This window comes from Aeromonas popoffii (assembly GCF_037818705.1).
Taxonomy (GTDB): Bacteria; Pseudomonadota; Gammaproteobacteria; order Enterobacterales; family Aeromonadaceae; genus Aeromonas; species Aeromonas popoffii.
In genome coordinates this window covers 4,796,007-4,817,500 of record NZ_CP149129.1, presented here as the reverse complement: position 1 = coordinate 4,817,500, position 21,494 = coordinate 4,796,007, and the positions used below count along the sequence as shown (strand labels likewise).

Genomic DNA, 21,494 nt, shown 5'->3' with positions numbered 1-21,494 from the left:
ACCGTAACTTCGGGAGAAGGTTCGCTCCTGACAGTGAAGTCCCTTGCGGATGGAGCAGTTGGGAGTCGCAGTGACCAGATGGCTGGGACTGTTTATCAAAAACACAGCACTCTGCAAACACGAAAGTGGACGTATAGGGTGTGACACCTGCCCGGTGCCGGAAGGTTAATTGATGGGGTTAGCGCAAGCGAAGCTCTTGATCGAAGCCCCGGTAAACGGCGGCCGTAACTATAACGGTCCTAAGGTAGCGAAATTCCTTGTCGGGTAAGTTCCGACCTGCACGAATGGTGTAACCATGGCCATGCTGTCTCCACCCGAGACTCAGTGAAATCGAATTCGCCGTGAAGATGCGGTGTACCCGCGGCTAGACGGAAAGACCCCGTGAACCTTTACTACAGCTTGGCACTGAACATTGAACCTACATGTGTAGGATAGGTGGGAGGCTTTGAAGGCGTGACGCCAGTTGCGCTGGAGCCGTCCTTGAAATACCACCCTTGTATGTTTGATGTTCTAACGCAGGGCCCTGAATCGGGCTCGCGGACAGTGCCTGGTGGGTAGTTTGACTGGGGCGGTCTCCTCCCAAAGAGTAACGGAGGAGCACGAAGGTTGGCTAATCCTGGTCGGACATCAGGAGGTTAGTGCAATGGCATAAGCCAGCTTAACTGCGAGACGGACAGGTCGAGCAGGTACGAAAGTAGGTCATAGTGATCCGGTGGTTCTGAATGGAAGGGCCATCGCTCAACGGATAAAAGGTACTCCGGGGATAACAGGCTGATACCGCCCAAGAGTTCATATCGACGGCGGTGTTTGGCACCTCGATGTCGGCTCATCACATCCTGGGGCTGAAGTCGGTCCCAAGGGTATGGCTGTTCGCCATTTAAAGTGGTACGCGAGCTGGGTTCAGAACGTCGTGAGACAGTTCGGTCCCTATCTGCCGTGGGCGTTGGATGATTGAAGGGAGTTGCTCCTAGTACGAGAGGACCGGAGTGAACGAACCTCTGGTGTTCGGGTTGTCACGCCAGTGGCACTGCCCGGTAGCTAAGTTCGGAATCGATAACCGCTGAAAGCATCTAAGCGGGAAGCGAGCCCTGAGATGAGTCATCCCTGACCCCTTGAGGGTCCTAAAGGGCCGTTGGAGACCACAACGTTGATAGGTGGGGTGTGTAAGCGCAGTGATGTGTTGAGCTAACCCATACTAATTACCCGTGAGGCTTAACCATACAACACCCAAGAAGTGTTTCTGGCCTTGTAGCGAATGAACGAACTACTTACCTAATTCAGTGATAGTGATAAGCCAAGCGCAACATCGTTATTCACGTCAGCTTTCCAAGATTGAAGAATTTGCCTGGCGGCCATAGCGCCGTGGAACCACCTGATCCCATGCCGAACTCAGAAGTGAAACGCGGTAGCGCCGATGGTAGTGTGGCATTCGCCATGCGAGAGTAGGACACTGCCAGGCTTCAATTAAGCAACTACAGCGATGTGGTTGGTCGCGATACAACGTCAGGTTGTGTTGGACAGAAGATTTAGATAACGCACGCAGTGCGGTCTTTACCGGTTAGTGTGCTGATATGGCTCAGTTGGTAGAGCGCATCCTTGGTAAGGATGAGGTCCCCAGTTCGACTCTGGGTATCAGCACCAGTAAATATTAAAGCCTCCCAATCGGGAGGCTTTTTTGTATTCGCCTTTCTCAGTTTACCGAAATCTGTCTGGCATCGAGATAGAAGCGAGCCTGCCCCGAGGCCTCTATCTGGATCGCTGCGACCAGTCGTTCGTTGTGTTTGTATTCCCAATGCTTGTCGAACGAGGTCAGACTAGCGCTGCCGATCTCGGCTAATCCTGCTTTCATCCCAATTAACGCCCTTTTATTGTTGCTGTTGACCAATAGTGGCGGTCTCATATGTATTCAATATGAACGCTTTTCTATTAAATTGATCCAAGCTAAGTTGTGGATTGGAAAAGGTAATCGGTGTCAGAAAAAGGAAGAAAAACATGCTGATAAAGAATGTGCGTCTGGCCGGTAGGGAGGGGTTGTGGCAGGTCTTGTGCCAGGATGGTCTGATCCGGACCATAGCCCCCATGAGCCAGCCTCTCCTGTCTACCCGGGAGCTGGATGGGGAGGAGGGGCTGGCCATGGCCCCCTTTATCGAGCCTCATATTCACCTCGATACGACCCAGACTGCCGGGGAGCCGAGCTGGAACCTGTCCGGTACCCTGTTCGAGGGGATAGAGCGCTGGGCCGAACGCAAGGCGCTGCTGACTCATGAGGATGTAAAACAGCGTGCCATCCAGACGCTGAAGTGGCAGATTGCCAACGGCATCCAGTTTGTTCGCACTCACGTCGATGTCTCCGATCCGAATCTGATTGCCTTGAAGGCGATGCTGGAGGTGCGAGAGGAGATGAAGGAGTGGGTGGAGCTGCAGATAGTGGCCTTCCCGCAGGAGGGGATCCTCTCCTACCCCAACGGCAAGGCGCTGCTTGAAGAGGCTCTCAAGCTGGGCGTCGACGTGATAGGCGCCACCCCCCATTTCGAGTTTACCCGAGAATATGGGGTCGAAAGTCTGCACTACATCTTCGATCTTGCCGAGAAGTATCAGGTTCTGGTCGATGTACACTGCGATGAGATAGATGACGAGCAGTCCCGCTTTATCGAGACGCTGGCGACCCTGGCTTACGAGCGGGGTATCGGCCATCGGGTGACTGCCAGCCACACCACCGCCATGCACTCCTACAACGGGGCTTATGCTTCCCGCCTGTTCCGGCTGCTCAAGATGGCGGACATCAACTTCGTGGCCAATCCGCTGGTGAATATCCACCTGCAGGGGCGCTTCGATACCTATCCCAAGCGCCGCGGTATCACCCGGGTGAAGGAGATGCTGGAGGCGAACATCAACGTCTGCTTCGGTCACGACGATGTGTTTGATCCCTGGTATCCCATGGGCACCGCCAACATGTTGCAGGTGCTGCACATGGGGCTGCATGTGTGCCAGATCATGGGGTATGAGCAGATCAACGATGGTCTGAAACTGATCAGCAGCCACAGTGCCCGTACCCTGAATGTGCAGGATCGCTATGGCATCGAGGTCGGCAAGCCGGCTAATTTGCTGATCCTGCTCGCCGAGAATGGCTTCGATGCGGTGCGCCGTCAGGTGCCGGTGCGCTACTCCATCCGCCATGGTCGTGTGATTGCCGAGACCCAGCCGGCCCAGACATCGCTCCACCTGGATCGGGTCGAACCGGTCGACTTTCGCCGCTGAGGCGGTCGATATCGATTAATTGCCCCGCTGTCCCCGCTTGCCGACATTTTGCATAATGTTGGCCTGATACTATGGAGTCTGCCCTATGCAAACCTGGTTATTTGTCGCCGCTGGCGGCGCCATCGGTGCTTGCCTGCGTTTTGGTATCGCCGAGCTGATGGCGCTGTTGTTGGGCCGCCATTTTCCCTACGGTACCCTGGTGGTCAACGTGGTGGGCTCTTTTATCATGGGTATCGCCTTTGCGCTCATCAGTCAGGGTCATGTGATGGAACACCCGATGAAACCGCTGCTGATGGTGGGGATCCTCGGGGCGCTCACCACTTTCTCCTCCTTCGCACTGGATACTGTGGTGCTGGCCCAGCAGGGTGCTTATCTGAAGGCGGTGCTCAATATAGGCCTCAACCTTTTCCTCTGTCTGGCCATGGTGTTGCTGGGCATGCAGTTGGTCGCCAGCAGGGTTTAAGGTGTCCGCACGCCATTGGCTCTGGTAAACTGGCGACCATTCTTTGCTCTATGGGTGTTTAAGGGATGTCAGAACAGACTACGACAACGCATTTTGGCTTTAAAACCGTGGCTGCGACCGACAAGGAAACGTTGGTGGCTGGCGTCTTCCATTCGGTTGCTGCCAAGTATGATCTGATGAACGATCTGATGTCGTTCGGCATCCACCGCCTGTGGAAGCGCTTCACCATCGACTGCTCAGGTGTGCGCAAGGGCCAGAAGGTGCTGGATCTGGCCGGTGGTACCGGTGATCTGACCGCCAAGTTCTCCCGCATCGTCGGTGAGACTGGTCAGGTAGTATTGGCGGATATCAATGATTCCATGCTCAAGGTGGGTCGCGACAAGCTGCGCAACCTGGGGGTGGCGAACAACGTCTCCTACGTACAGGCCAACGCTGAGGCGTTGCCCTTCCCGGATAACCACTTCGATGTCATTACCATTGGCTTTGGCCTTCGCAACGTAACCGACAAGGACAAGGCGTTGGCCTCCATGTTCCGGGTGCTGAAACCGGGCGGCCGTCTGCTGGTGCTGGAGTTTTCCAAGCCTGCCAGCGAGGTGATCGCCAAGCTGTACGATCTCTACTCCTTCAAATTGCTGCCGAAAATGGGCGAAATCGTTGCGAACGACGGTGAAAGCTACAAGTATCTGGCGGAGTCCATCCGCATGCATCCGGATCAGGAAACCCTGAAAGGGATGATGGAAAATGTCGGTTTTGAGCAGGTTGAGTTCTACAACCTGACCCAGGGTGTGGTCGCCCTGCACCGCGGTTACAAGTTTTAAGGTCGCCTATGCCGATGGATGCCATGGTCACCGCCGTGATCGAAACCAGCCTCAACCAGTTGCTGACGCTCGACAAGCAGAGTTCCGAGCGGTTGCGCAAGCTGACGGGCAAGGTGCTCAAGCTGGAGCTGCGTGAGCTCAAGCCGCTCTGGTTTGTCTTCTCCGATCGCCGGCTGGATGTGCTTGCCCGCCACGAAGGCGAGGCCGATGCAGTGCTCAGCCTTTCGCTGACGGCGCTGGGCCTGTTGAAAGACCCGTCCGCCCTGACCCGCTATATCCGTGAGGAGAAGCTGGATCTGAGCGGTGATCCCCAGCTGGTACAGGCGTTCAGCGTCTTGTTGGGTGAACTGGATATCGACTGGGAAGAGGAACTGTCGCGCTATACCGGCGACGTGCTGGCTCACACCCTGTTCAGTGGTGCCCGTCAGGCACGCCGCCTGGTCGGCCGCGAGCTGTGCCGCAGCCGCAGCCAGCTGGCGGAATACCTGACCGAAGAGATCCGCCTCGCACCGGGTCCGCTGGAGGTGGCGAGCTTCAACGACGATGTCGAACTGCTGGCGCAACAGATGAAAGCGGTCGAACTGCGACTGGCCCGCTTCGAACAGCAGGTGGCCTGATGACCCCGAAGGAGTTCAAGCGCCTCTATCGCATCATCACCATCCTGCTGGAGCAGGGCATCGACGAACTGGTGCCCGCCCGCTATCAACCCTGGCCGGGTCGTCTGGCCCGTCGTTCCTTGTTCTGGCTCAAGAACAAGCAACCGGATCTCAGCCGCGGTGCCCGCATTCGTCTCGCCTTCGAGGCCCTTGGCCCCATCTTCATCAAGTTCGGTCAGATGCTGTCGACCCGGCGCGATCTGTTGCCGCCGGATATCGCCGAAGAGCTGGCCATGTTGCAGGACAGGGTGCCCCCCTTCTGTGGTCAGGCGGCGCGTCTCAAGATCGAGGAGAGCCTGGGTTGCTCCGTCGAGACGCTGTTCGACGACTTCGATGAGACGCCGCTGGCATCTGCTTCCATCGCCCAGGTGCACACGGGTCGATTGAAGGAGAATGGCCGCGAGATTGTCATCAAGGTGATCCGCCCCGACATCGAGCCGGTCATAGAGGCCGATCTGCGCCTGATGCAGACCCTGGCCCGTCTGGTGGCCCGTTTTGTGCCACAGAGCGCGCGCCTGCGCCCCATCGAGGTGGTGGAAGAGTATCGCAAGACCATCCTCGACGAGCTCAACCTGATGCGCGAAGCCGCCAACGCCATCCAGTTGCGCCGTAACTTCACCGGCTCCGATGCGCTCTACGTGCCCGAGGTGTTCACCGAACATTGCCGTGAGCATGTGCTGGTGATGGAGCGTATCTACGGCATACCGGTTTCCGACATTCCTGCACTGGAGGCCAACGGCACCAACATGAAGCTGCTGGCCGAACGCGGCGTTGAGGTGTTCTTCACCCAGGTGTTTCGTGACAGCTTCTTCCACGCCGACATGCATCCCGGCAATATCTTCGTCTCCTATGAACATCCCGACAATCCGCTCTGGATCGGTATCGACTGCGGTATAGTCGGTACCCTGACCCGGGAAGACAAACGCTATCTTGCAGAGAACTTCCTCGCCTTCTTCAACCGCGACTATCGCCGGGTGGCCGAGTTGCACGTGGAGTCCGGCTGGGTACCGCCAGACACCAAGGTGGATGAGTTCGAATTCGCCATCCGCACCGTGCTGGAGCCCATCTTCGAGAAGCCGCTGTCCGAGATCTCGTTTGGCCACGTGCTGCTCAACCTGTTCAACACCGCCCGTCGCTTCAACATGACGGTGCAGCCGCAGCTGGTGCTGTTGCAAAAGACATTGCTCTATGTGGAAGGCTTGGGGCGTCAGCTCTATCCCCAGCTGGACTTGTGGCAGACCGCCAAGCCCTATCTGGAAAACTGGATGCACGAGCAGGTTGGGCCGAAAGCCGTGTGGAATGCCATTAAAGAGAAAGCGCCATTCTGGGCAGAGAAACTGCCTGAATTGCCGGAGCTGGTCTATGAGACCCTGCGCCAGACCCGTCACCAGCAGCGCCACTTCGACCAGATGTTTGCCGATTTCCGCCGTCACAGCCGTCGGCAGGGACAGGCTCGCTACCTCTTGGGGGTTGGCGCCAGCCTGCTATTGGCGGGTGTATTCTTGCTGACCCAAAAACAATATATTGAGTGGGGACAACTCAGCCTGGCCGGCACAGGGTTATGCTGGCTGCTGGGGTGGTTCAAGGCTCGCTCCCGTCAATAACACACGCGTGCAGTTTGGCGTCAGTTTTGAAGTAATTACGGGCTGGCATCAGCATCGTGATCGTTAATAACACACGTGCGCACCTTAGCGTCAAATTTGGACTTGGAGAAATATCATGGGTGGTATCAGTATTTGGCAATTGTTGATCGTCGCAGTCATCGTCGTGCTGCTGTTCGGTACCAAGAAGCTGCGCGGGATCGGTGGCGATCTGGGTGCGGCCGTCAAAGGTTTCAAGAAGGCGCTGTCCGATGAGCCGGCTGCTGATGCCAAACCGGATCAGAAAGATGCCGAGTTTCCCCCCAAGCAGTTGAACGAAGCGGCCAATAGTGCCGAGACCGCCAAGCAGAAAGATAAAGAACAGGCCTAAGCCATGTTCGATATCGGTTTCTGGGAGCTGGTTGTCATCGGTGTCGTCGCCCTGGTGGTGCTCGGTCCCGAGCGGCTGCCCGTGGCGATCCGTACCGCCAGCCACTGGATCAGGCTGATCCGCAGCACTGCCAACTCGGTCAAGTCCGAGCTGGAGCAGGAGTTCAAGTTGCAGGAGCTGCACAACGACCTGAAGAAGGCCGAACAGTTGCAGATGAACAACCTGAGCCCCGAGCTGCAGGAGTCTATCGAGCAGCTCAAAGCGGCCGCGCAATCGGTGACCCGCCCTTACGAACAGCAAAACAGCATCCACCCCGCCCCGGCTGCTGCCGAGGTGAAGGAGGAGACTCCCGATCAGCCAGCCGTGACGGCGGCTCATGACGAGGAAACCGCCATGATCCCTGCCCAGGGTGCAGACCCGCGTGTCGATCAAGGGGAGGTGAAGCCATGAGTCAGGCCGAACAACCCCTGATCACCCATCTGGTAGAGCTGAGAACCCGCTTGCTACGGTCCATCTCGGCCATCCTGCTGGTGTTCATCGCGCTGATCTATTTTTCCAACAATATCTATGACTTCGTGGCCCAGCCGCTGCTCAGTCAGTTGCCGGCAGGCACCAGCATGATAGCGACGGATGTGGCGACCCCCTTCCTGACGCCGATCAAGCTGACGCTGGTGGTCTCCTTCTTCGTGGCGATCCCCTATCTGCTCTACCAGGCCTGGGCCTTCATCGCCCCCGGTCTGTACAAGCATGAGCGGCGTCTCATCATGCCGCTGGTCGTCTCCACGGCGGTGTTGTTCTACAGCGGTATGGCGTTTGCCTACTACGTGGTGTTCCCGCTGGTGTTCGGCTTTTTCACCAGTACCGCGCCCGCCGGGGTGACAGTGGCGACTGACATCGCCAGCTATCTGGACTTCGTGCTCACCCTGTTCTTCGCGTTCGGGGTAGCGTTCGAGATCCCGGTGGCCACCATACTGCTGTGCTGGACCGGGGTAACCACCCCCAAGAGCCTGCGGGAGAAACGCCCTTACGTCATCGTCGGGGTGTTCGCGGTCGGCATGTTGCTGACGCCGCCTGATGTCTTCTCCCAGACCTTGCTCGCGATCCCGATGTGGGCGCTGTGGGAGATAGGTCTGTTCTTCGCCCGCTTCTATGTGAAGAAAGAGGATGAAGAGCAACAGGAACAAGCGGAAGGGGGGAGCTGAGGCTCCTCTTAATTTGATAGAGCCGATACATGGTTACGAAAACGGATTTACAAGAATGGGTGCTTACTGCGTTAGCAGATCGCGGAGGTAGAGCTCCAATTGTTAGTATCGCTGAATGGATATGGACACATAAAGAGCAAGAATTGAAAGGCGCCGGAGAGCTGTTCTTTACATGGCAATATGACATGCGCTGGGCTGCTACTGAGTTAAGAAAGTCTAAGCAAATTAAGGATACAAGCCTGACTCCCAAAGGGGTTTGGGAGCTGGCATGATCGATATCGGTTTAAACCTGACCAGCAGCCAGTTTGCCGGTGAACAGCCTGAACTGGTGGCGCGTGCCCGTGCCGCCGGGGTCGAGGCATTGATCCTGACCGGCACCGATCTGGCCGGTAGCCGCGAAAGCGCTGACTTGGCTGCTCTGTGGCCGGGTTACTGCTTCTCCACCGCCGGGGTCCATCCCCACGATGCCAAGAGTGTCGATGAGACAACCCTGCCCGCCCTGCGCGAGCTGGCGGCATTGCCGCAGGTGGTGGCCATCGGCGAGTGTGGTCTCGACTACAACCGCGACTTCTCCCCCCGCCCGGTGCAGGATGCGGTATTCGATGCCCAACTGGCGTTGGCTGCCGAACTGGCAATGCCGGTGTTTCTGCATTGCCGTGATGCCCATGCCCGCTTTGTCGAGATCTTGCGTCCCTGGCTGCCCAGCCTGCCAGGCGCAGTACTGCACTGCTTCACCGGATCCGACGAGGAGCTGGACGAGTGTCTGGCGCTGGGGCTGCATATAGGGGTGACGGGCTGGCTCTGTGACGAGCGCCGTGGCCAGCTGCTGCGCGAACAGGTGGCCCGCATTCCGGCCGGTCGGTTGATGATTGAAACCGATGCCCCCTATATGGTGCCGCGGGATTTGAAACCCCGCCCGAAACGCAACGAACCCGCTTTTTTGCCGCACATCGCCCAGGTGGTGGCGGCCTGTCGTGGTGAAGCGCCCGAGGCCTTGCTGGCCCATACCCGGGCCACCTCCGCCGCGTTCTTCCAACTTCCTCTTTTGGAGTGATTCATGGCTACAACTCTTCCGGGCGCCTTTCCGGGTCGCCGCCTGCGCCGGGTGCGCAAACATGATTTCAGCCGTCGTCTGGTGCGCGAGAACGTCCTGACCGTCAACGATCTCATCTATCCCGTGTTCGTGCTGGAGGGGGAGAACCGCCGTGAGGCCGTCACCTCCATGCCGGGGGTGGAGCGTCTCTCCATCGATCTGCTGCTGGCGGAAGCCGAAGAGCTGGTCGCCCTCGGCGTGCCCGCCATCGCTCTGTTCCCGGTGACCCCGCTTCAGAGCAAGAGCCTGCTGGCGGAAGAGGCCTACAACCCGGACGGGCTGGCCCAGCGGGCGACCCGCGCCCTCAAGGCTCGCTTCCCCGAGCTGGGTGTTATCACCGACGTGGCGCTCGATCCGTTCACTACCCATGGTCAGGACGGCATCATAGATGACGAAGGCTATGTGCTGAACGACATCACCACGGAAATCCTGGTGAAGCAGGCGCTTTCCCACGCCGCCGCCGGGGTCGATATCGTCGCGCCGTCCGACATGATGGATGGCCGTATCGGGGCAATTCGTGCTGCGCTGGAAGAGAACGGCTTCATCAATACCCAGATCATGGCTTACTCCGCCAAGTACGCTTCCTGCTACTACGGCCCGTTCCGCGACGCGGTTGGCTCTGCTGGCAACCTCGGCAAAAGCAACAAGGCCACCTATCAGATGGATCCGGCCAACAGCAACGAAGCCTTGCACGAGGTGGCGCTGGATATTCAGGAAGGGGCCGACAGCGTCATGGTCAAACCGGGCATGCCCTATCTGGACGTGATCCGTCAGGTGAAGGATCAGTTCGGCGTGCCGACCTTTGCCTATCAGGTGAGTGGCGAGTACGCCATGCACATGGCGGCGATACAGAATGGCTGGCTGAAGGAGAAGGAGAGCATCATGGAGTCCCTGCTCTGCTTCAAGCGAGCCGGTGCTGACGGCATCCTCACCTACTTCGCCAAGCGCGTGGCGCAGTGGCTGAAGGAGGACGCCAGACGCTGATGCCTGCCTTGCGCTTTCGCTCACAATGCCGACCTCCGGGTCGGCATTGTCGTCTCTGGCTGCCTTGTTGCCGATTTAATGAGCACATTCTCGCTAAAAGTGGGGAGCTGGCCCACCTCTCGGCGGCAAAGGCTTGATTAATGAGGTTTCTGCCTACATCTTAGATGGTCCAAGCAGGCTTCTGGACGGCAGGGGCTGTAGAGAATTTAGAGGTACCGCAGGATGAATAACCCTTTGCTGACAATGGACTCGCTGCCCCCTTTCAGCCAGATCCAGCCCGATCAGGTGCACGCTGCCGTGACGCAGGCGATCGCCGATTGCAAACAGAAGATCGGCGATGTGCTGGCCCAGCGTGACCCCCATACCTGGGACAGCCTGATCGCGCCGCTGGAAGAGGTGAATGACCGCCTGGCGCGAGTCTGGTCACCGGTCAGCCATCTTAACTCTGTGCTCAACAGCGAAGCGCTGCGCGCGGCCCATGACGCCTGCCTGCCGCTGCTCTCCGAATTCCAGACCTATGTCGGTCAGCATGAGGGGCTCTATCAGGCCTATCGCGAGCTGGCCGAGAGCGACGACTTCCCACTGCTGAGCGGCGCCCAGCGCAAGGAGATCCAAAATACCCTGCGCGACTTCCGCCTGTCCGGTATCGGTCTACCCGCCGAGGCGCAGCAGCGCTACGGCGAAATCCAGGCCCGTCTCTCCGAGCTGGCCTCCCGTTTCAGCAACAACGTGCTGGATGCGACCCAGGGCTGGCAAAAGCTGGTGGCCGACGAGGCCGAACTGACCGGCCTGCCACAGAGCGCGCAGGCCGCCGCCCGCCAGCTGGCGGAGCAAAAGGGTCAGCAGGGCTGGCTGTTTACTCTGGATATTCCCTCCTACCTGCCGGTGATGATGTATGCCGACACCCGCGAGCTGCGCGCCGAACTGTATGAGGCCTTCACCACCCGCGCCTCGGATCAGGGCCCGAACGCCGGCAAGTGGGACAACTCCGCCATCATGAGCGAGCTGCTCTCCCTGCGCCGCGAGCTGGCCCAGCTGCTTGGCTTTGCCAATTACGCCGAGCTGTCGCTGGCCACCAAGATGGCAGACAAGACCGAACAGGTGGTGAACTTCCTCACGGATCTGGCCGCCAAATCCCTGCCGCAAGGCAAGGCCGAGCTGGAGGAAATCCGCGTCTTCGCTGCCGAGCAACATGGTCAGAGTGAACTGGCCGCCTGGGATCTTGCTTATTACGCCGAGAAGCTCAAGCAGCACAAGTTCTCCATTTCCGACGAGCAGTTGCGCCCCTACTTCCCTGCCAGCAAGGTGGTGAAGGGGCTGTTTGAAGTCGTGAAACGGGTGTTCGGCATCAAGGTGCGCGAGCGCCTCGGCATCGACACCTGGCACCCGGATGTGCGCTTCTATGACATCTTCGATGCCGAAGACGAGCTGCGCGGTAGCTTCTATCTCGACCTCTATGCCCGCGAACACAAGCAGGGCGGTGCCTGGATGGATGTGTGCCTGGGTCGTCGTTATCGTCAGGATGGATCTTTGCAAAAGCCGGTGGCTTACCTGACCTGCAACTTCAATGGCCCCGTGGATGGCAAACCGGCCCTGTTCACCCACAACGAAGTGGTCACCCTGTTCCACGAGTTTGGTCACGGTATTCACCACATGCTGACCCAAATCGACGTTGCCGGCGTTGCCGGTATCAACGGTGTGGCCTGGGATGCGGTGGAGCTGCCGAGCCAGTTCCTCGAGAACTGGTGCTGGGAGTCCGAGGCGCTGGCCTTTATCTCCGGCCATCATGAGACCGGCGAGCCATTGCCTGCCGATCTGCTGGAGAAGATGCTGACTGCCCGCAACTTCCAGGCTGCCATGCAGATGCTGCGTCAGCTGGAGTTCGCCCTGTTCGACTTCCGCCTGCACCAGGAGTTTGACCCGGCCAACCCGGATCAGGTCCTGACCCTGCTGGCCGAGGTGCGCAGCCAGGTGGCTGTGATGACGCCGCCCGCGTTCAACCGTTTCCAGCACAGCTTCTCCCACATCTTTGCCGGCGGCTATGCGGCGGGCTACTACAGCTACAAGTGGGCCGAGGTGCTCTCTGCCGATGCCTTCTCCCGCTTCGAGGAGGAGGGGATCTTCAATCCGGCCACCGGCCAATCCTTCCTGAAGCATATTCTGGAGAAGGGGGGGGCGAAGGAGCCGATGGAGCTGTTCCGTGCCTTCCGTGGCCGCGAGCCCAAGGTCGATGCGTTGTTACGCCACAGCGGGATCGCCGCCTGATGCCCAGCGCCGCCGTGAGCTTCAAGCCGGTACACTTTTGCGGCATAGTGGGATCCTTGCATGATTTTTGAGATAAAAAGGGACCTTTTGGTCCCTTTTCTCAAGGCTTTTTAATATCTTGCAGAGTGCATGTTTGCACTGTCCCCGCCTCTTCAGTAGAGTCGGGTTCTACCTTCCAAGGAGAGAAAGAACCTTGCCATGAGGCGAGCACTCGAGTCTGTCTATCAAATCATCTCAAGTCTGTCTCATTCGAGTGGCCAGGGATATTTCGATACCTTTGTGAGTGAAATCGCCGCAGCGGTCAGGGCCGATTTCGTCCTGATTTCAGGCAGGGATCAAGCTGGGCTGTTTTTCAAGGTACACGCCGTCCACCCTGCGTCTCTCGACACCACCCATTTCAGTTTTCCGGTCAGTGCCACCCCGGGGGAGGTCGCCCTGCAACAGGGGGAGGCCTGGTTCAGCGATCGCGTCCAGCAGCTGTTCCCTCATGCCGCCGTGTTGCAGGACTGGCATATTCAGGCCTATGCCGCCGTGGCCCTCAAGAATGCCCAGGGCGAGACTATCGGCCTCTGCAGCGTGCTGTTCAAGCAACCGCTCGCCAACATGGACAAGGTGATGGGCTTGCTGCGGCTGCTGGCGCCGCTGGCGGGCCGCGAGCTGGCGCTGATGTGTCAGCAGTTACCGGTGCTGAATCAGCCTGAGTATCACCACTTTCTGCACACCATGATGTCCCACGCCCCCGTGGGGATCGGCAAGCTGGATCTGGATGGCAGGATCCTCTGGACCAACCCGGCCATCGAGAAGATGCTGGGTTACAGCCAGAAGGAGCTGCAGCACCGCCCTGCCGCCGAACTCAACCATCCGGAAGACTGGCTGCGCAGCGCCCCCTGTTATGGGGAGCTCAAGCGCGGTGAGCGTACCGCCTTCACTCAGGAGAAGCGTTACCTGCACCGGGATGGTCAGGTGTTGTGGGGGCGGGCCACAGTCACCCTGGTGCGGGACGAGCAGCTGCAGCCCGACTACCTGATGGTGGTGCTGGAAAATATCGATCCTCTCAAGCGTCATGCCGAGCAGCTCAAACTCTCCCACCGGGTCTATGACAATCTCTCCGAAGCCATTTTGGTGTGTGATGCCGACAGTCGCATCATCTCGGTCAACCCGGCATTCGAGCAGATCACGGGGTACAGCGAGAGTGAGGTGTGCGGTCAGTGCCCCAGCATGCTCAAGTCCGGGCTGCACGATCAGGCCTTTTACGCCGACATGTATCACGCGCTGGAGCGGGTAGGAGTCTGGCGTGGCGAGGTGTGGAACAAGCGCAAGAACGGCAAGCTCTACCCCCAGCAGCTGATGATCAGCACCTTGCGGGAAGGGGGCAAGATCAGCCAGTACATAGGTATCTTCAGCGATCTCTCCCAGACCAAGCTGGCGGAGCAGAAAATCGCCGCCCAGGCCAACTACGACAACCTCACCGGCCTGCCCAATCGCTGGCTGTTTGGCCGCTGCCTCAGCCGCTTCTGCGAGCGGGGCGAGCGTTTCGCACTCATGGTGCTCGACCTCAACAATTTCAAAGCGGTCAACAACAGCATGGATCACCACGCCGGTGACGCCCTGCTGCGGGAGGTGTCGGATCGGCTGGTGAGCCGGGTACGTACCGATGATCTGGTGGCCCGCATCGGTGGCGACGAGTTCGCCTTCCTGGTGCCCGGTATAGTCAACCGTCGGCAGGCCGAGGTATTCGCCAAGCAGGTGGTAGGGGGCTTCGCCCGTCCCTTTATGCTGGCCAACCAGCACCTTTATGTGACCGCCACCATCGGCATCACCCTCTGCCCCGGGGATGGCGTCGAGAGCGACGAGCTGCTGCGCAACGCCGAACAGGCGCTGTTTGCCGCCAAGCGGCAGGGGCGCCAACTCGGCACCTACTGCGTCTCCATGCGGGAGGAGGTGCGCCAGCGTCACCAGATGCAGCAGGATCTGGCGGAGGCCATCAAGCTGGAGCAGCTGACCATGGCCTATCAGCCCATCTGGGACAACCGCCGCGGCCGGGTGGCCAAGCTGGAGGCGCTGGTGCGCTGGTATCACCCCCAGTGGGGCCAGGTTTCGCCGGCGGATTTCATTCCGCTGGCGGAAGAGGCCGGGCTCATTCAGGGGCTGGGAGCGCTGGTGCTCTGGCAGTCGTGTCGGGATCTGGCGCGGTTGCAGCAATCCGGCTTCCCGGATCTGCAGATGTCCATTAACCGCTCCACCCAGGAGTTCCAGACCATAGATCCGGAGGCGAGCGAGTGGCTCAAGGTGATCCATCACTTCGGGCTCGACCCCTGCGATATTGTCATCGAGATCACCGAATCCCTGCTGATGGAAACCAGTGATCAGCACAGGGTGCGGATCGATGCCCTGCGCGAGGCGGGCTGCAAGCTGGCCATCGACGACTTTGGCACCGGCTATTCGGCTCTCAACTACCTGCGCAACTTCCCGGTGGATCTGGTCAAGATTGACAGGGCCTTCGTGCGCCATATCCCGTTCAACGAGCAGGACAGGCTGCTGCTCGATGGCATCATCAACATAGTGCACAACCTCGGCATGCAGGTGGTGATCGAGGGGGTGGAGACTCGCGAGCAGCTCAACTTCCTCTGCCAGAAGGGGTGTGCCTTCACCCAGGGCTTCCTGCTCAGCCGTCCACTGGCATATGACGACCTGATCGAATACCTGCAACTCAACGACAAGAGCATGTTCCTGCAGAGCAGCTAGCCGATACCTGTTCTAGCGCCAGGGTCAGCCTGTCGTGTCTTCTCGCCATGCCATTTTGCCCCGATACGACACACCCTACAGCCGCATAAAGGGGCTGTGATACACTCCGCCCATTGAACTTAGAACGCAGCCAAGATCATGCAAATCCTCCTCGAAGACCCCACCAAGGCCGCGCAGGCACACGTGTTGGCCAGCCAGCTTGACCAGACCGACTACCCCCAGTTCGCGCTGGTGTTTACGCCCGAGCGGCTGGAGCTGCGCAAGCTGGACGAACCCAAGCTGGGTGCCGTCTATGTGGACTTTGTGGAAGGAGCCGTAGCCCACAGACGCAAGTTCGGCGGCGGGCGCGGTCAATCCATTGCCAAGGCGGTCGGGCTCAAGGCCGGTGCAATGCCTACCGTGGTGGATGCCACTGCCGGGCTCGGCCGCGATGCCTTCGTGCTGGCTTCCCTCGGCTGCAAGGTGACCTTGATTGAGCGCAGCCCTGTGGTGGCGGCCCTGTTGCAGGATGGATTGAGACGGGCGGCGCAGGATCCCGAGATAGGCTCCTGGGTCAGCGAGCGGATGTGCCTGCTGCAAGGACCGGCGGTTGACAACCTGCTGGCGTTGACCGAGCGGCCTGATGTCATCTACCTCGATCCCATGTTCCCCCACAAGCAGAAGTCGGCGTTGGTGAAAAAAGAGATGCGGGTGTTCCAGTCGCTGGTGGGGCCGGATCTCGATGCGGATGCCCTGTTGCCGGCGGCCCTCAAGATGGCGGAGAAGCGGGTGGTGGTAAAGCGCCCCGACTACGCGGGTTGGCTCAATGAGCACAAACCCAGCATGGCCATCGAGACCAAGAGCAACCGCTTCGATGTCTATGTCATGGCGGCGCTGGCGGCGGGTTAACGGTCTGTGTGAGCCGCGGATGTAAAAAAGGAGGGCCAACACCATGTTGGCCTTCCTTTTTTGTACTGTATTCAGTGAGTTGGAGCGAAGCGGATCAGCTTCTCTTCCCCTTGCCAGTTCAGGCGCAAGGTCGCCAACTCTGCCAGGCTGAGCCGCTCGCCACTGTGCAACAGCAGATACTCAACCCCTTCGCTGGCTTCTATGGTGCGGATCTTGTCATGCCACTGGTAACCATCACGGCTGGTGAGGCTCACCGGCAATTGCCAGCTGGCGGCAATTTCAAGCCAGTCGTAGAGATCGCAGCTGATAGGTTGGTAATCCGGCATGATCGGCTCCCAAACAAGCAAGTTTCTGGATCAGGCTTCCAGCAAGCGAGTGGGCCAGCCCATCTTTTGCTGGCGTTCCACTTCGAGTCGCAATTCGCTGGCGCGCAGGTAGTGTTCATCCATCCATCCCTTGGGCAGGGTCAGAATCAGTGCCTCTTCATCGGCCTGCAGGGTGAAGCTGGGTACTGTGCCCTGAGTGCGACGCATGCAGAGGATCAGCGCGATGCGCAGGATACGGGCCAGGCGGATCGCCTGACGACCGGTGACGGCACCCTGTTTCTCCAGGGTTTCCAGCTTGAATTCGTCCCGCTGGTTGAACAGCAGGGCCGACAACAGCTTTTTTTGCGCAGGGGTAAAGCCCGGCATGTCGATGTTGTCGATGATGTAGGCGGCGTGCTGCGGCGCCTTCTTGTACTCGATACAGAGGCCGATCTCGTGCAGCAGGGCTGCATAGCGCAAGATCGGGCGCCCGTAGCGTTTGGAGAGTCGCCAGGCCGGTTGCAGCTGGTTGAATGCGTCGACGGCGGTATCGCGCACCCGCTCGGCGTGCTCTGTATCCAGCTGATAGCGGCTGATCAGGCTGTCTGCGGTGCGATCCCGGGCATCACAGTCGTGATTGTTGCCAAGCAGACCGTAGATCAAGCCTTCTCGCAACGCGCCACCCGCGAGGGTCATGCTCTCGATGTTCAGGGTTTCGAAGATGGCGATAAGGATGGCGAGACCGGAGGGGAACACGGTCAGCCGCTCGGCCGCCAGCCCTTCCAGTTGCAGCTGATCCAGCCTGCCACAGGCGATGGCCTGACCCATCAGCTCCTGCAGTTTCGGCAGGGTGACCCGCTCGCTCTTCCCTTGCGCCAGCATGATCTCTTGCAGCGCCTGTACCGTGCCGGAGGCGCCGACGCAGGTGCGCCAGCCCAGCGTACGGTAGTCTTCCGCCACCTTCTCCAACACCGCCTTGGCGGCCGCGATGGCCTGTCCGAAGCGGGCTTCACTCAGCTCGCCATCACCGAAGTGGTTGTTGAGCCAGGTGACGCAGCCCATGTGCAGGCTGTTGAGCAGTTTCGCTTCGCTATGTTCGCCGATCACCAGCTCTGTGCTGGCGCCGCCGATGTCGATCACCAGCCGGTTGCCTTCCCCGGCAGAGGTCCAGGAGACCCCCTCGTAAATGGTCTTGGCCTCTTCCTCGCCAGAGATGATCTCTATGCTGTGGTTGAGCACCCGTTCCGCTTCGCTGAGGAACTCATCGACGTTGGTGGCAAGGCGCAAGGTAGCTGTGCCCACCACCCGGATGTTGTCGGCCGGAATGTCCTGCAACTGCTCGGAGAACAGGCGCAGGCAGTCCCAGCCCCGCTCCATGGCGGCACGGCTGAGACGAAATTCCGGGTCGAGCCCGGCGGCGAGGCGAACCTTGCGCTTGACCTTGGTGACGGTGCGCAGCGCACCGGCGACCTCGCGCACCACCAGCATATGAAAGCTGTTGGAGCCAAGGTCGATGGCGGCATAGAGCGGCGAGTTGTACAACTGGGCCTGTCCTTCAGCTCTTGCGCGGCGGACGACGACGGTTGTTGCTGTTGGCACCACCCTGGCGATCCCGCATGTTGCGGTTCACCGGCTGGCGGTTACGAACGACCCGTTTCGGTGCGGTCACGTCATCCAGCAGCGCCTCGCGGTCATACTTGCTGACCGGGATCGGGTGGTGGATGTACTCCTCGATGGCAGGCAGGTTGAAGGCATAGTCTTCACAGGCCAGGCTGATGGAGTGACCGCTCTTGCCGGCACGACCGGTACGCCCGATACGGTGCACATAGTCCTCGGCGTCGTCGGGCAGGTCGTAGTTGAAGACGTGGGTCACGTCCGGGATGTGCAGACCACGGGCAGCCACGTCGGTGGCGACCAGGATGTCCAGCGACCCCTTGGTGAACTCTTCCAGGATCTTCATCCGCTTCTTCTGCGGCACGTCACCGGTCAGCAGACCTGCGCGGTGGCCGTCATTCTCCAGCCACGCCTGCACGTCTTCACAGATATGTTTGGTGTTGGCGAACACGATGGCTTTTTCTGGCCACTCCTCTTCCATCAGAGAGAGCAACAGCAGCATCTTGTCTTCGTTGGAGGGGTAGAACAGCTCCTCCTTGATGCGCACGCCCGTCATCTGTTCAGGCTCCACCTGCACGTGTTCCGGGTGGTTCATGTGCTCGTAGGCCAGCTCCTGCACCCGCAGGGAGAGGGTGGCGGAGAACAGCATGCTCAACCGCTCGGTCGGGGCAGGCATGCGGCGGAACAGGAAGCGGATATCCTTGATGAAGCCCAGATCGAACATGCGATCGGCTTCATCCAGTACCACGACCTGAATATTGCTCAGATCGATGACCTTGGACTTGAAGTAGTCGATGATGCGGCCGGTGGTGCCGATCAGGATGTCGACGCCCTGCTCCAGCACGGCCAGCTGCTTGTCGTAACCTTCGCCGCCGTAGGCGAGGCCGAGTTTCAGGCCGGTAGAGGCGGCTATGCTGTCGGCATCGTTGTAGATCTGTACTGCCAGTTCCCGGGTGGGCGCCATGATGATGGCTCTGGGTTGGTTAACCAGACGGGGATTGGTCAGCGGGTGGGTCAGCAAATAGTTGAATGTCGCGGCCAGGAAGGCAATGGTCTTGCCGGTTCCTGTCTGGGCCTGACCGGCGAGGTCATGGCCTTCTACCAGCAACGGCAGAGACAGAGCCTGGATGGGCGTGCAATAGTGAAATCCCTTTGATTCCAGACCAGCCAGAACTTCGGGTTCGAGGCCCATTTGGGCGAATTTTTCGGTCGTTAAGTGTGTTTTGCTCATGGCGGTAGGTTATCAGGTTAGGCTTGCAATAATAAACAGGATCATTTCAAATAGGGCAACTATTGCCTTTGTTGATACGTCAATAAAGCCTTAATTACTGACTGGAGTTGGAGATGAGTGACAAGATTGTTCAGCTGAGCGATGCCAGCTTCGAGGCAGATGTAATCAAAGCCGATGGCGCCGTTCTGGTCGACTTCTGGGCCGAATGGTGCGGTCCGTGCAAGATGATTGCCCCGATCCTGAACGAAGTCGCCCAAGAGTATGCCGGTCGTGTGACAGTGGCGAAATTGAACATCGACCATAACGCCGACACTCCGCCCAAGTATGGGATTCGCGGTATTCCGACCCTCTTGCTGTTCAAGAATGGCGAAGTGGCTGCGACCAAGGTCGGTGCCCTGTCCAAGACTCAGCTGAAAGAGTTTCTGGACGGTAACCTGTAATAATCAAAAAGGAGCGCATTGCAATAATGCGCTCCTTGTATTTTATCACCTAGACGCTCGTCCCGATTGGTGCTAGTTTATCGTTCGTTTGCTAACCTTTTTGCCTGACTCTTTGCTTAACAACAGCCCGGCAAATCAAATCCGATCAGCATCAATCCAGCAGACTGTCTCCTCATTTCAATCCTTGCTTACAGACTTTCACCACTATGAATCTGACTGAATTAAAGAACACTCCTGTGTCCGAGCTGGTCAAGCTTGGCGAATCCATGGGGTTAGAAAATCTGGCTCGGGCGCACAAGAAAGATATTATTTTCGCGATCCTCAAGGCACATGCCAAGGGTGGTGAGGATATCTTTGGCGACGGTGTGCTGGAAATCCTGACCGATGGTTTTGGCTTCCTGCGCAGTGCAGACGGCTCCTATCTGGCAGGCCCGGACGATATCTATGTCTCCCCGAGCCAGATCCGCCGCTTCAACTTGCGTACCGGCGATACCATCTCCGGCAAGATCCGGCCACCGAAAGAGGGCGAACGTTATTTCGCGCTGCTCAAGGTCAACGAGGTCAACTACGACCGTCCGGAAAACGCCCGCAACAAGATCCTGTTCGAAAACCTGACTCCCCTGCATGCCAACGAGCGTCTGCGCATGGAACGGGGCAATGGTTCGACAGAAGATATCACTGCCCGCGTGCTGGACCTGGCTTCCCCCATCGGTAAAGGCCAGCGCGGCCTGATCGTGGCGCCGCCCAAGGCCGGTAAGACCATGCTGCTGCAGAACATCGCCCAGAGCATCGCCTACAACCACCCGGACTGTGAACTGATCGTCCTGCTGATCGACGAACGCCCGGAAGAAGTGACCGAGATGCAGCGCATGGTGAAGGGTGAAGTGATCGCTTCCACCTTCGACGAGCCGGCATCCCGTCACGTCCAGGTCGCAGAGATGGTGATCGAGAAGGCCAAGCGCCTGGTCGAGCACAAGAAGGATGTGGTCATACTGCTGGACTCCATCACCCGTCTGGCCCGTGCTTACAACACCGTCATACCCTCATCCGGCAAGGTACTGACCGGTGGTGTGGACGCCAATGCCCTGCACAGACCCAAGCGCTTCTTCGGCGCCGCGCGTAATGTTGAGGAAGGCGGCAGCCTGACCATCATAGCGACCGCGCTGGTTGATACCGGTTCCAAGATGGACGAGGTTATCTACGAAGAGTTCAAGGGGACCGGCAACATGGAACTGCACCTCTCGCGCAAAATTGCCGAGAAGCGCGTTTACCCGGCCATCGACATCACCCGCTCCGGTACCCGGAAGGAAGAGTTGCTGACGACCGGTGACGAGCTGCAGAAGATGTGGATCCTGCGCAAGATCATTCACCCCATGGGTGAGATCGACAGCATCGAGTTCCTGATCGACAAGTTGGCTGCCACCAAGACCAACGACGAATTCTTTGACTCCATGCGGCGTCAACAGAAGTAATCTGGTCGGACAATGACGAAACCGCGGCTTAGGTCGCGGTTTTTGTTTATCTATTTTCCGGTCGCTTGAGTAGTATGAAACCTCGATGT

General features: G+C 58.9%; 20 protein-coding genes, 1 tRNA gene and 2 rRNA genes (1 of these 23 only partly in view). 19 read left to right on the top strand and 4 right to left on the bottom strand.

Annotation, left to right across the window (positions count from 1 at the left end; all coding sequences use genetic code 11):
• The 3 genes from WJM78_RS22435 to WJM78_RS22425 all read left to right on the top strand — a co-directional run.
• Positions 1 to 1,220 (top strand): 23S ribosomal RNA (locus WJM78_RS22435) (it extends 1,670 nt beyond the left edge of the window).
• A gap of 124 nt (positions 1,221 to 1,344) precedes the next feature.
• Positions 1,345 to 1,459, top strand: a 5S ribosomal RNA gene (gene rrf / locus WJM78_RS22430).
• Positions 1,460 to 1,565: 106 nt separating this feature from the next.
• Positions 1,566 to 1,641 (top strand) — tRNA-Thr (locus WJM78_RS22425).
• Positions 1,642 to 1,690: 49 nt separating this feature from the next.
• On the opposite strand, the gene WJM78_RS22420 is transcribed toward WJM78_RS22425, so the two are convergent.
• Entirely contained in the window at positions 1,691 to 1,849 is a 159-nt protein-coding gene (locus WJM78_RS22420) for a hypothetical protein (RefSeq protein ID WP_339012277.1), read from the bottom strand.
• 143 nt (positions 1,850 to 1,992) lie between these two features.
• On the opposite strand from WJM78_RS22420, the gene WJM78_RS22415 reads away from it, so the two are divergent.
• From WJM78_RS22415 to WJM78_RS22350, 14 genes are all read left to right on the top strand, one after another.
• Positions 1,993 to 3,258 (top strand): cytosine deaminase, encoded by a 1,266-nt coding sequence (locus WJM78_RS22415; RefSeq protein ID WP_339012274.1) that lies wholly within the window; start codon positions 1,993 to 1,995, stop codon positions 3,256 to 3,258.
• 85 nt (positions 3,259 to 3,343) lie between these two features.
• Entirely contained in the window at positions 3,344 to 3,721 is a 378-nt protein-coding gene (crcB, locus tag WJM78_RS22410; protein ID WP_042036050.1) for a fluoride efflux transporter CrcB, read from the top strand.
• Positions 3,722 to 3,786: 65 nt separating this feature from the next.
• The gene (gene ubiE, locus WJM78_RS22405) at positions 3,787 to 4,539 is read left to right on the top strand and encodes a bifunctional demethylmenaquinone methyltransferase/2-methoxy-6-polyprenyl-1,4-benzoquinol methylase UbiE (protein ID WP_108536549.1); all 753 of its coding nucleotides are present in this window, start codon (positions 3,787 to 3,789) and stop codon (positions 4,537 to 4,539) included.
• Between the two features lie 8 nt (positions 4,540 to 4,547).
• Positions 4,548 to 5,156 carry a ubiquinone biosynthesis accessory factor UbiJ gene (locus tag WJM78_RS22400; protein WP_339012269.1) on the top strand — a complete coding sequence of 203 codons (609 nt, stop codon included), beginning with the start codon at positions 4,548 to 4,550 and terminating at the stop codon, positions 5,154 to 5,156.
• Positions 5,156 to 6,799 carry a ubiquinone biosynthesis regulatory protein kinase UbiB gene (gene ubiB / locus WJM78_RS22395; RefSeq protein ID WP_339012266.1) on the top strand — a complete coding sequence of 548 codons (1,644 nt, stop codon included), beginning with the start codon at positions 5,156 to 5,158 and terminating at the stop codon, positions 6,797 to 6,799. Before WJM78_RS22400 ends, ubiB begins: the two co-directional genes overlap by 1 nt.
• Before the next feature lie 115 nt (positions 6,800 to 6,914).
• Positions 6,915 to 7,166, top strand: coding sequence for a Sec-independent protein translocase subunit TatA (gene tatA, locus WJM78_RS22390; protein WP_042036056.1), 252 nt, complete (start codon positions 6,915 to 6,917; stop codon positions 7,164 to 7,166).
• A 3-nt stretch (positions 7,167 to 7,169) separates the two neighbouring features.
• Positions 7,170 to 7,616: a Sec-independent protein translocase protein TatB gene (tatB, locus tag WJM78_RS22385; RefSeq protein WP_339012262.1), complete on the top strand. Its 447-nt coding sequence runs from the start codon at positions 7,170 to 7,172 to the stop codon at positions 7,614 to 7,616.
• The gene (tatC, locus tag WJM78_RS22380) at positions 7,613 to 8,368 is read left to right on the top strand and encodes a twin-arginine translocase subunit TatC (RefSeq protein ID WP_108535839.1); all 756 of its coding nucleotides are present in this window, start codon (positions 7,613 to 7,615) and stop codon (positions 8,366 to 8,368) included. The genes tatB and tatC overlap by 4 nt, the downstream gene beginning before the upstream one ends.
• Before the next feature lie 29 nt (positions 8,369 to 8,397).
• A complete protein-coding gene (locus WJM78_RS22375; RefSeq protein WP_108535840.1) occupies positions 8,398 to 8,640 on the top strand; it encodes a hypothetical protein in 243 nt (80 codons plus the stop codon).
• The gene (locus tag WJM78_RS22370) at positions 8,637 to 9,422 is read left to right on the top strand and encodes a TatD family hydrolase (protein WP_339012257.1); all 786 of its coding nucleotides are present in this window, start codon (positions 8,637 to 8,639) and stop codon (positions 9,420 to 9,422) included. Before WJM78_RS22375 ends, WJM78_RS22370 begins: the two co-directional genes overlap by 4 nt.
• 3 nt (positions 9,423 to 9,425) lie before the next feature.
• Positions 9,426 to 10,445 (top strand): porphobilinogen synthase, encoded by a 1,020-nt coding sequence (hemB, locus tag WJM78_RS22365; protein WP_042036062.1) that lies wholly within the window; start codon positions 9,426 to 9,428, stop codon positions 10,443 to 10,445.
• A gap of 222 nt (positions 10,446 to 10,667) precedes the next feature.
• The gene (prlC, locus tag WJM78_RS22360) at positions 10,668 to 12,710 is read left to right on the top strand and encodes an oligopeptidase A (RefSeq protein ID WP_339012254.1); all 2,043 of its coding nucleotides are present in this window, start codon (positions 10,668 to 10,670) and stop codon (positions 12,708 to 12,710) included.
• Positions 12,711 to 12,908: 198 nt separating this feature from the next.
• Complete coding sequence (locus WJM78_RS22355) at positions 12,909 to 15,455, top strand: sensor domain-containing phosphodiesterase (RefSeq protein WP_339012251.1); 2,547 nt, start codon at positions 12,909 to 12,911, stop codon at positions 15,453 to 15,455.
• A 138-nt stretch (positions 15,456 to 15,593) separates the two neighbouring features.
• Entirely contained in the window at positions 15,594 to 16,343 is a 750-nt protein-coding gene (locus WJM78_RS22350) for a class I SAM-dependent methyltransferase (protein ID WP_339012248.1), read from the top strand.
• A gap of 71 nt (positions 16,344 to 16,414) precedes the next feature.
• On the opposite strand, the gene WJM78_RS22345 is transcribed toward WJM78_RS22350, so the two are convergent.
• From WJM78_RS22345 to rhlB, 3 genes are read right to left on the bottom strand one after another with little or no spacing between them, the layout of a single operon-like run.
• Positions 16,415 to 16,669 carry a Rho-binding antiterminator gene (locus WJM78_RS22345; protein ID WP_287146951.1) on the bottom strand — a complete coding sequence of 85 codons (255 nt, stop codon included), beginning with the start codon at positions 16,667 to 16,669 and terminating at the stop codon, positions 16,415 to 16,417.
• A 30-nt stretch (positions 16,670 to 16,699) separates the two neighbouring features.
• A complete protein-coding gene (gppA, locus tag WJM78_RS22340) occupies positions 16,700 to 18,190 on the bottom strand; it encodes a guanosine-5'-triphosphate,3'-diphosphate diphosphatase (protein ID WP_042036069.1) in 1,491 nt (496 codons plus the stop codon).
• A gap of 13 nt (positions 18,191 to 18,203) precedes the next feature.
• Positions 18,204 to 19,493, bottom strand: a complete 1,290-nt coding sequence (gene rhlB / locus WJM78_RS22335; protein ID WP_275930690.1) for an ATP-dependent RNA helicase RhlB — start codon at positions 19,491 to 19,493, stop codon at positions 18,204 to 18,206.
• 113 nt (positions 19,494 to 19,606) lie between these two features.
• Here rhlB and trxA point away from each other — a divergent pair, with 113 nt between their 5' ends.
• Together trxA and rho are read left to right on the top strand one after the other, a co-directional pair.
• Positions 19,607 to 19,933, top strand: a complete 327-nt coding sequence (gene trxA, locus WJM78_RS22330) for a thioredoxin TrxA (protein WP_005307306.1) — start codon at positions 19,607 to 19,609, stop codon at positions 19,931 to 19,933.
• A gap of 206 nt (positions 19,934 to 20,139) precedes the next feature.
• The gene (gene rho / locus WJM78_RS22325) at positions 20,140 to 21,405 is read left to right on the top strand and encodes a transcription termination factor Rho (RefSeq protein ID WP_042036072.1); all 1,266 of its coding nucleotides are present in this window, start codon (positions 20,140 to 20,142) and stop codon (positions 21,403 to 21,405) included.
• Positions 21,406 to 21,494: the final 89 nt, after the last annotated feature.

Excerpts from the sequence above, each read along its gene's own strand:
- rhlB (WP_275930690.1), bottom strand. The coding sequence starts at position 19,493 with ATGAGCAAAACACACTTAACGACCGAAAAATTCGCCCAAATGGGCCTC.
- tatC (WP_108535839.1), top strand. The coding sequence starts at position 7,613 with ATGAGTCAGGCCGAACAACCCCTGATCACCCATCTGGTAGAGCTGAGA.
- ubiB (WP_339012266.1), top strand. The coding sequence starts at position 5,156 with ATGACCCCGAAGGAGTTCAAGCGCCTCTATCGCATCATCACCATCCTG.
- WJM78_RS22355 (WP_339012251.1), top strand. The coding sequence starts at position 12,909 with ATGAGGCGAGCACTCGAGTCTGTCTATCAAATCATCTCAAGTCTGTCT.
- prlC (WP_339012254.1), top strand. The coding sequence starts at position 10,668 with ATGAATAACCCTTTGCTGACAATGGACTCGCTGCCCCCTTTCAGCCAG.
- WJM78_RS22370 (WP_339012257.1), top strand. The coding sequence starts at position 8,637 with ATGATCGATATCGGTTTAAACCTGACCAGCAGCCAGTTTGCCGGTGAA.
- crcB (WP_042036050.1), top strand. The coding sequence starts at position 3,344 with ATGCAAACCTGGTTATTTGTCGCCGCTGGCGGCGCCATCGGTGCTTGC.
- WJM78_RS22420 (WP_339012277.1), bottom strand. The coding sequence starts at position 1,849 with ATGAAAGCAGGATTAGCCGAGATCGGCAGCGCTAGTCTGACCTCGTTC.
- WJM78_RS22415 (WP_339012274.1), top strand. The coding sequence starts at position 1,993 with ATGCTGATAAAGAATGTGCGTCTGGCCGGTAGGGAGGGGTTGTGGCAG.
- trxA (WP_005307306.1), top strand. The coding sequence starts at position 19,607 with ATGAGTGACAAGATTGTTCAGCTGAGCGATGCCAGCTTCGAGGCAGAT.
- tatB (WP_339012262.1), top strand. The coding sequence starts at position 7,170 with ATGTTCGATATCGGTTTCTGGGAGCTGGTTGTCATCGGTGTCGTCGCC.
- WJM78_RS22350 (WP_339012248.1), top strand. The coding sequence starts at position 15,594 with ATGCAAATCCTCCTCGAAGACCCCACCAAGGCCGCGCAGGCACACGTG.
- ubiE (WP_108536549.1), top strand. The coding sequence starts at position 3,787 with ATGTCAGAACAGACTACGACAACGCATTTTGGCTTTAAAACCGTGGCT.
- hemB (WP_042036062.1), top strand. The coding sequence starts at position 9,426 with ATGGCTACAACTCTTCCGGGCGCCTTTCCGGGTCGCCGCCTGCGCCGG.
- tatA (WP_042036056.1), top strand. The coding sequence starts at position 6,915 with ATGGGTGGTATCAGTATTTGGCAATTGTTGATCGTCGCAGTCATCGTC.
- WJM78_RS22345 (WP_287146951.1), bottom strand. The coding sequence starts at position 16,669 with ATGCCGGATTACCAACCTATCAGCTGCGATCTCTACGACTGGCTTGAA.
- WJM78_RS22375 (WP_108535840.1), top strand. The coding sequence starts at position 8,398 with ATGGTTACGAAAACGGATTTACAAGAATGGGTGCTTACTGCGTTAGCA.
- WJM78_RS22400 (WP_339012269.1), top strand. The coding sequence starts at position 4,548 with ATGCCGATGGATGCCATGGTCACCGCCGTGATCGAAACCAGCCTCAAC.
- rho (WP_042036072.1), top strand. The coding sequence starts at position 20,140 with ATGAATCTGACTGAATTAAAGAACACTCCTGTGTCCGAGCTGGTCAAG.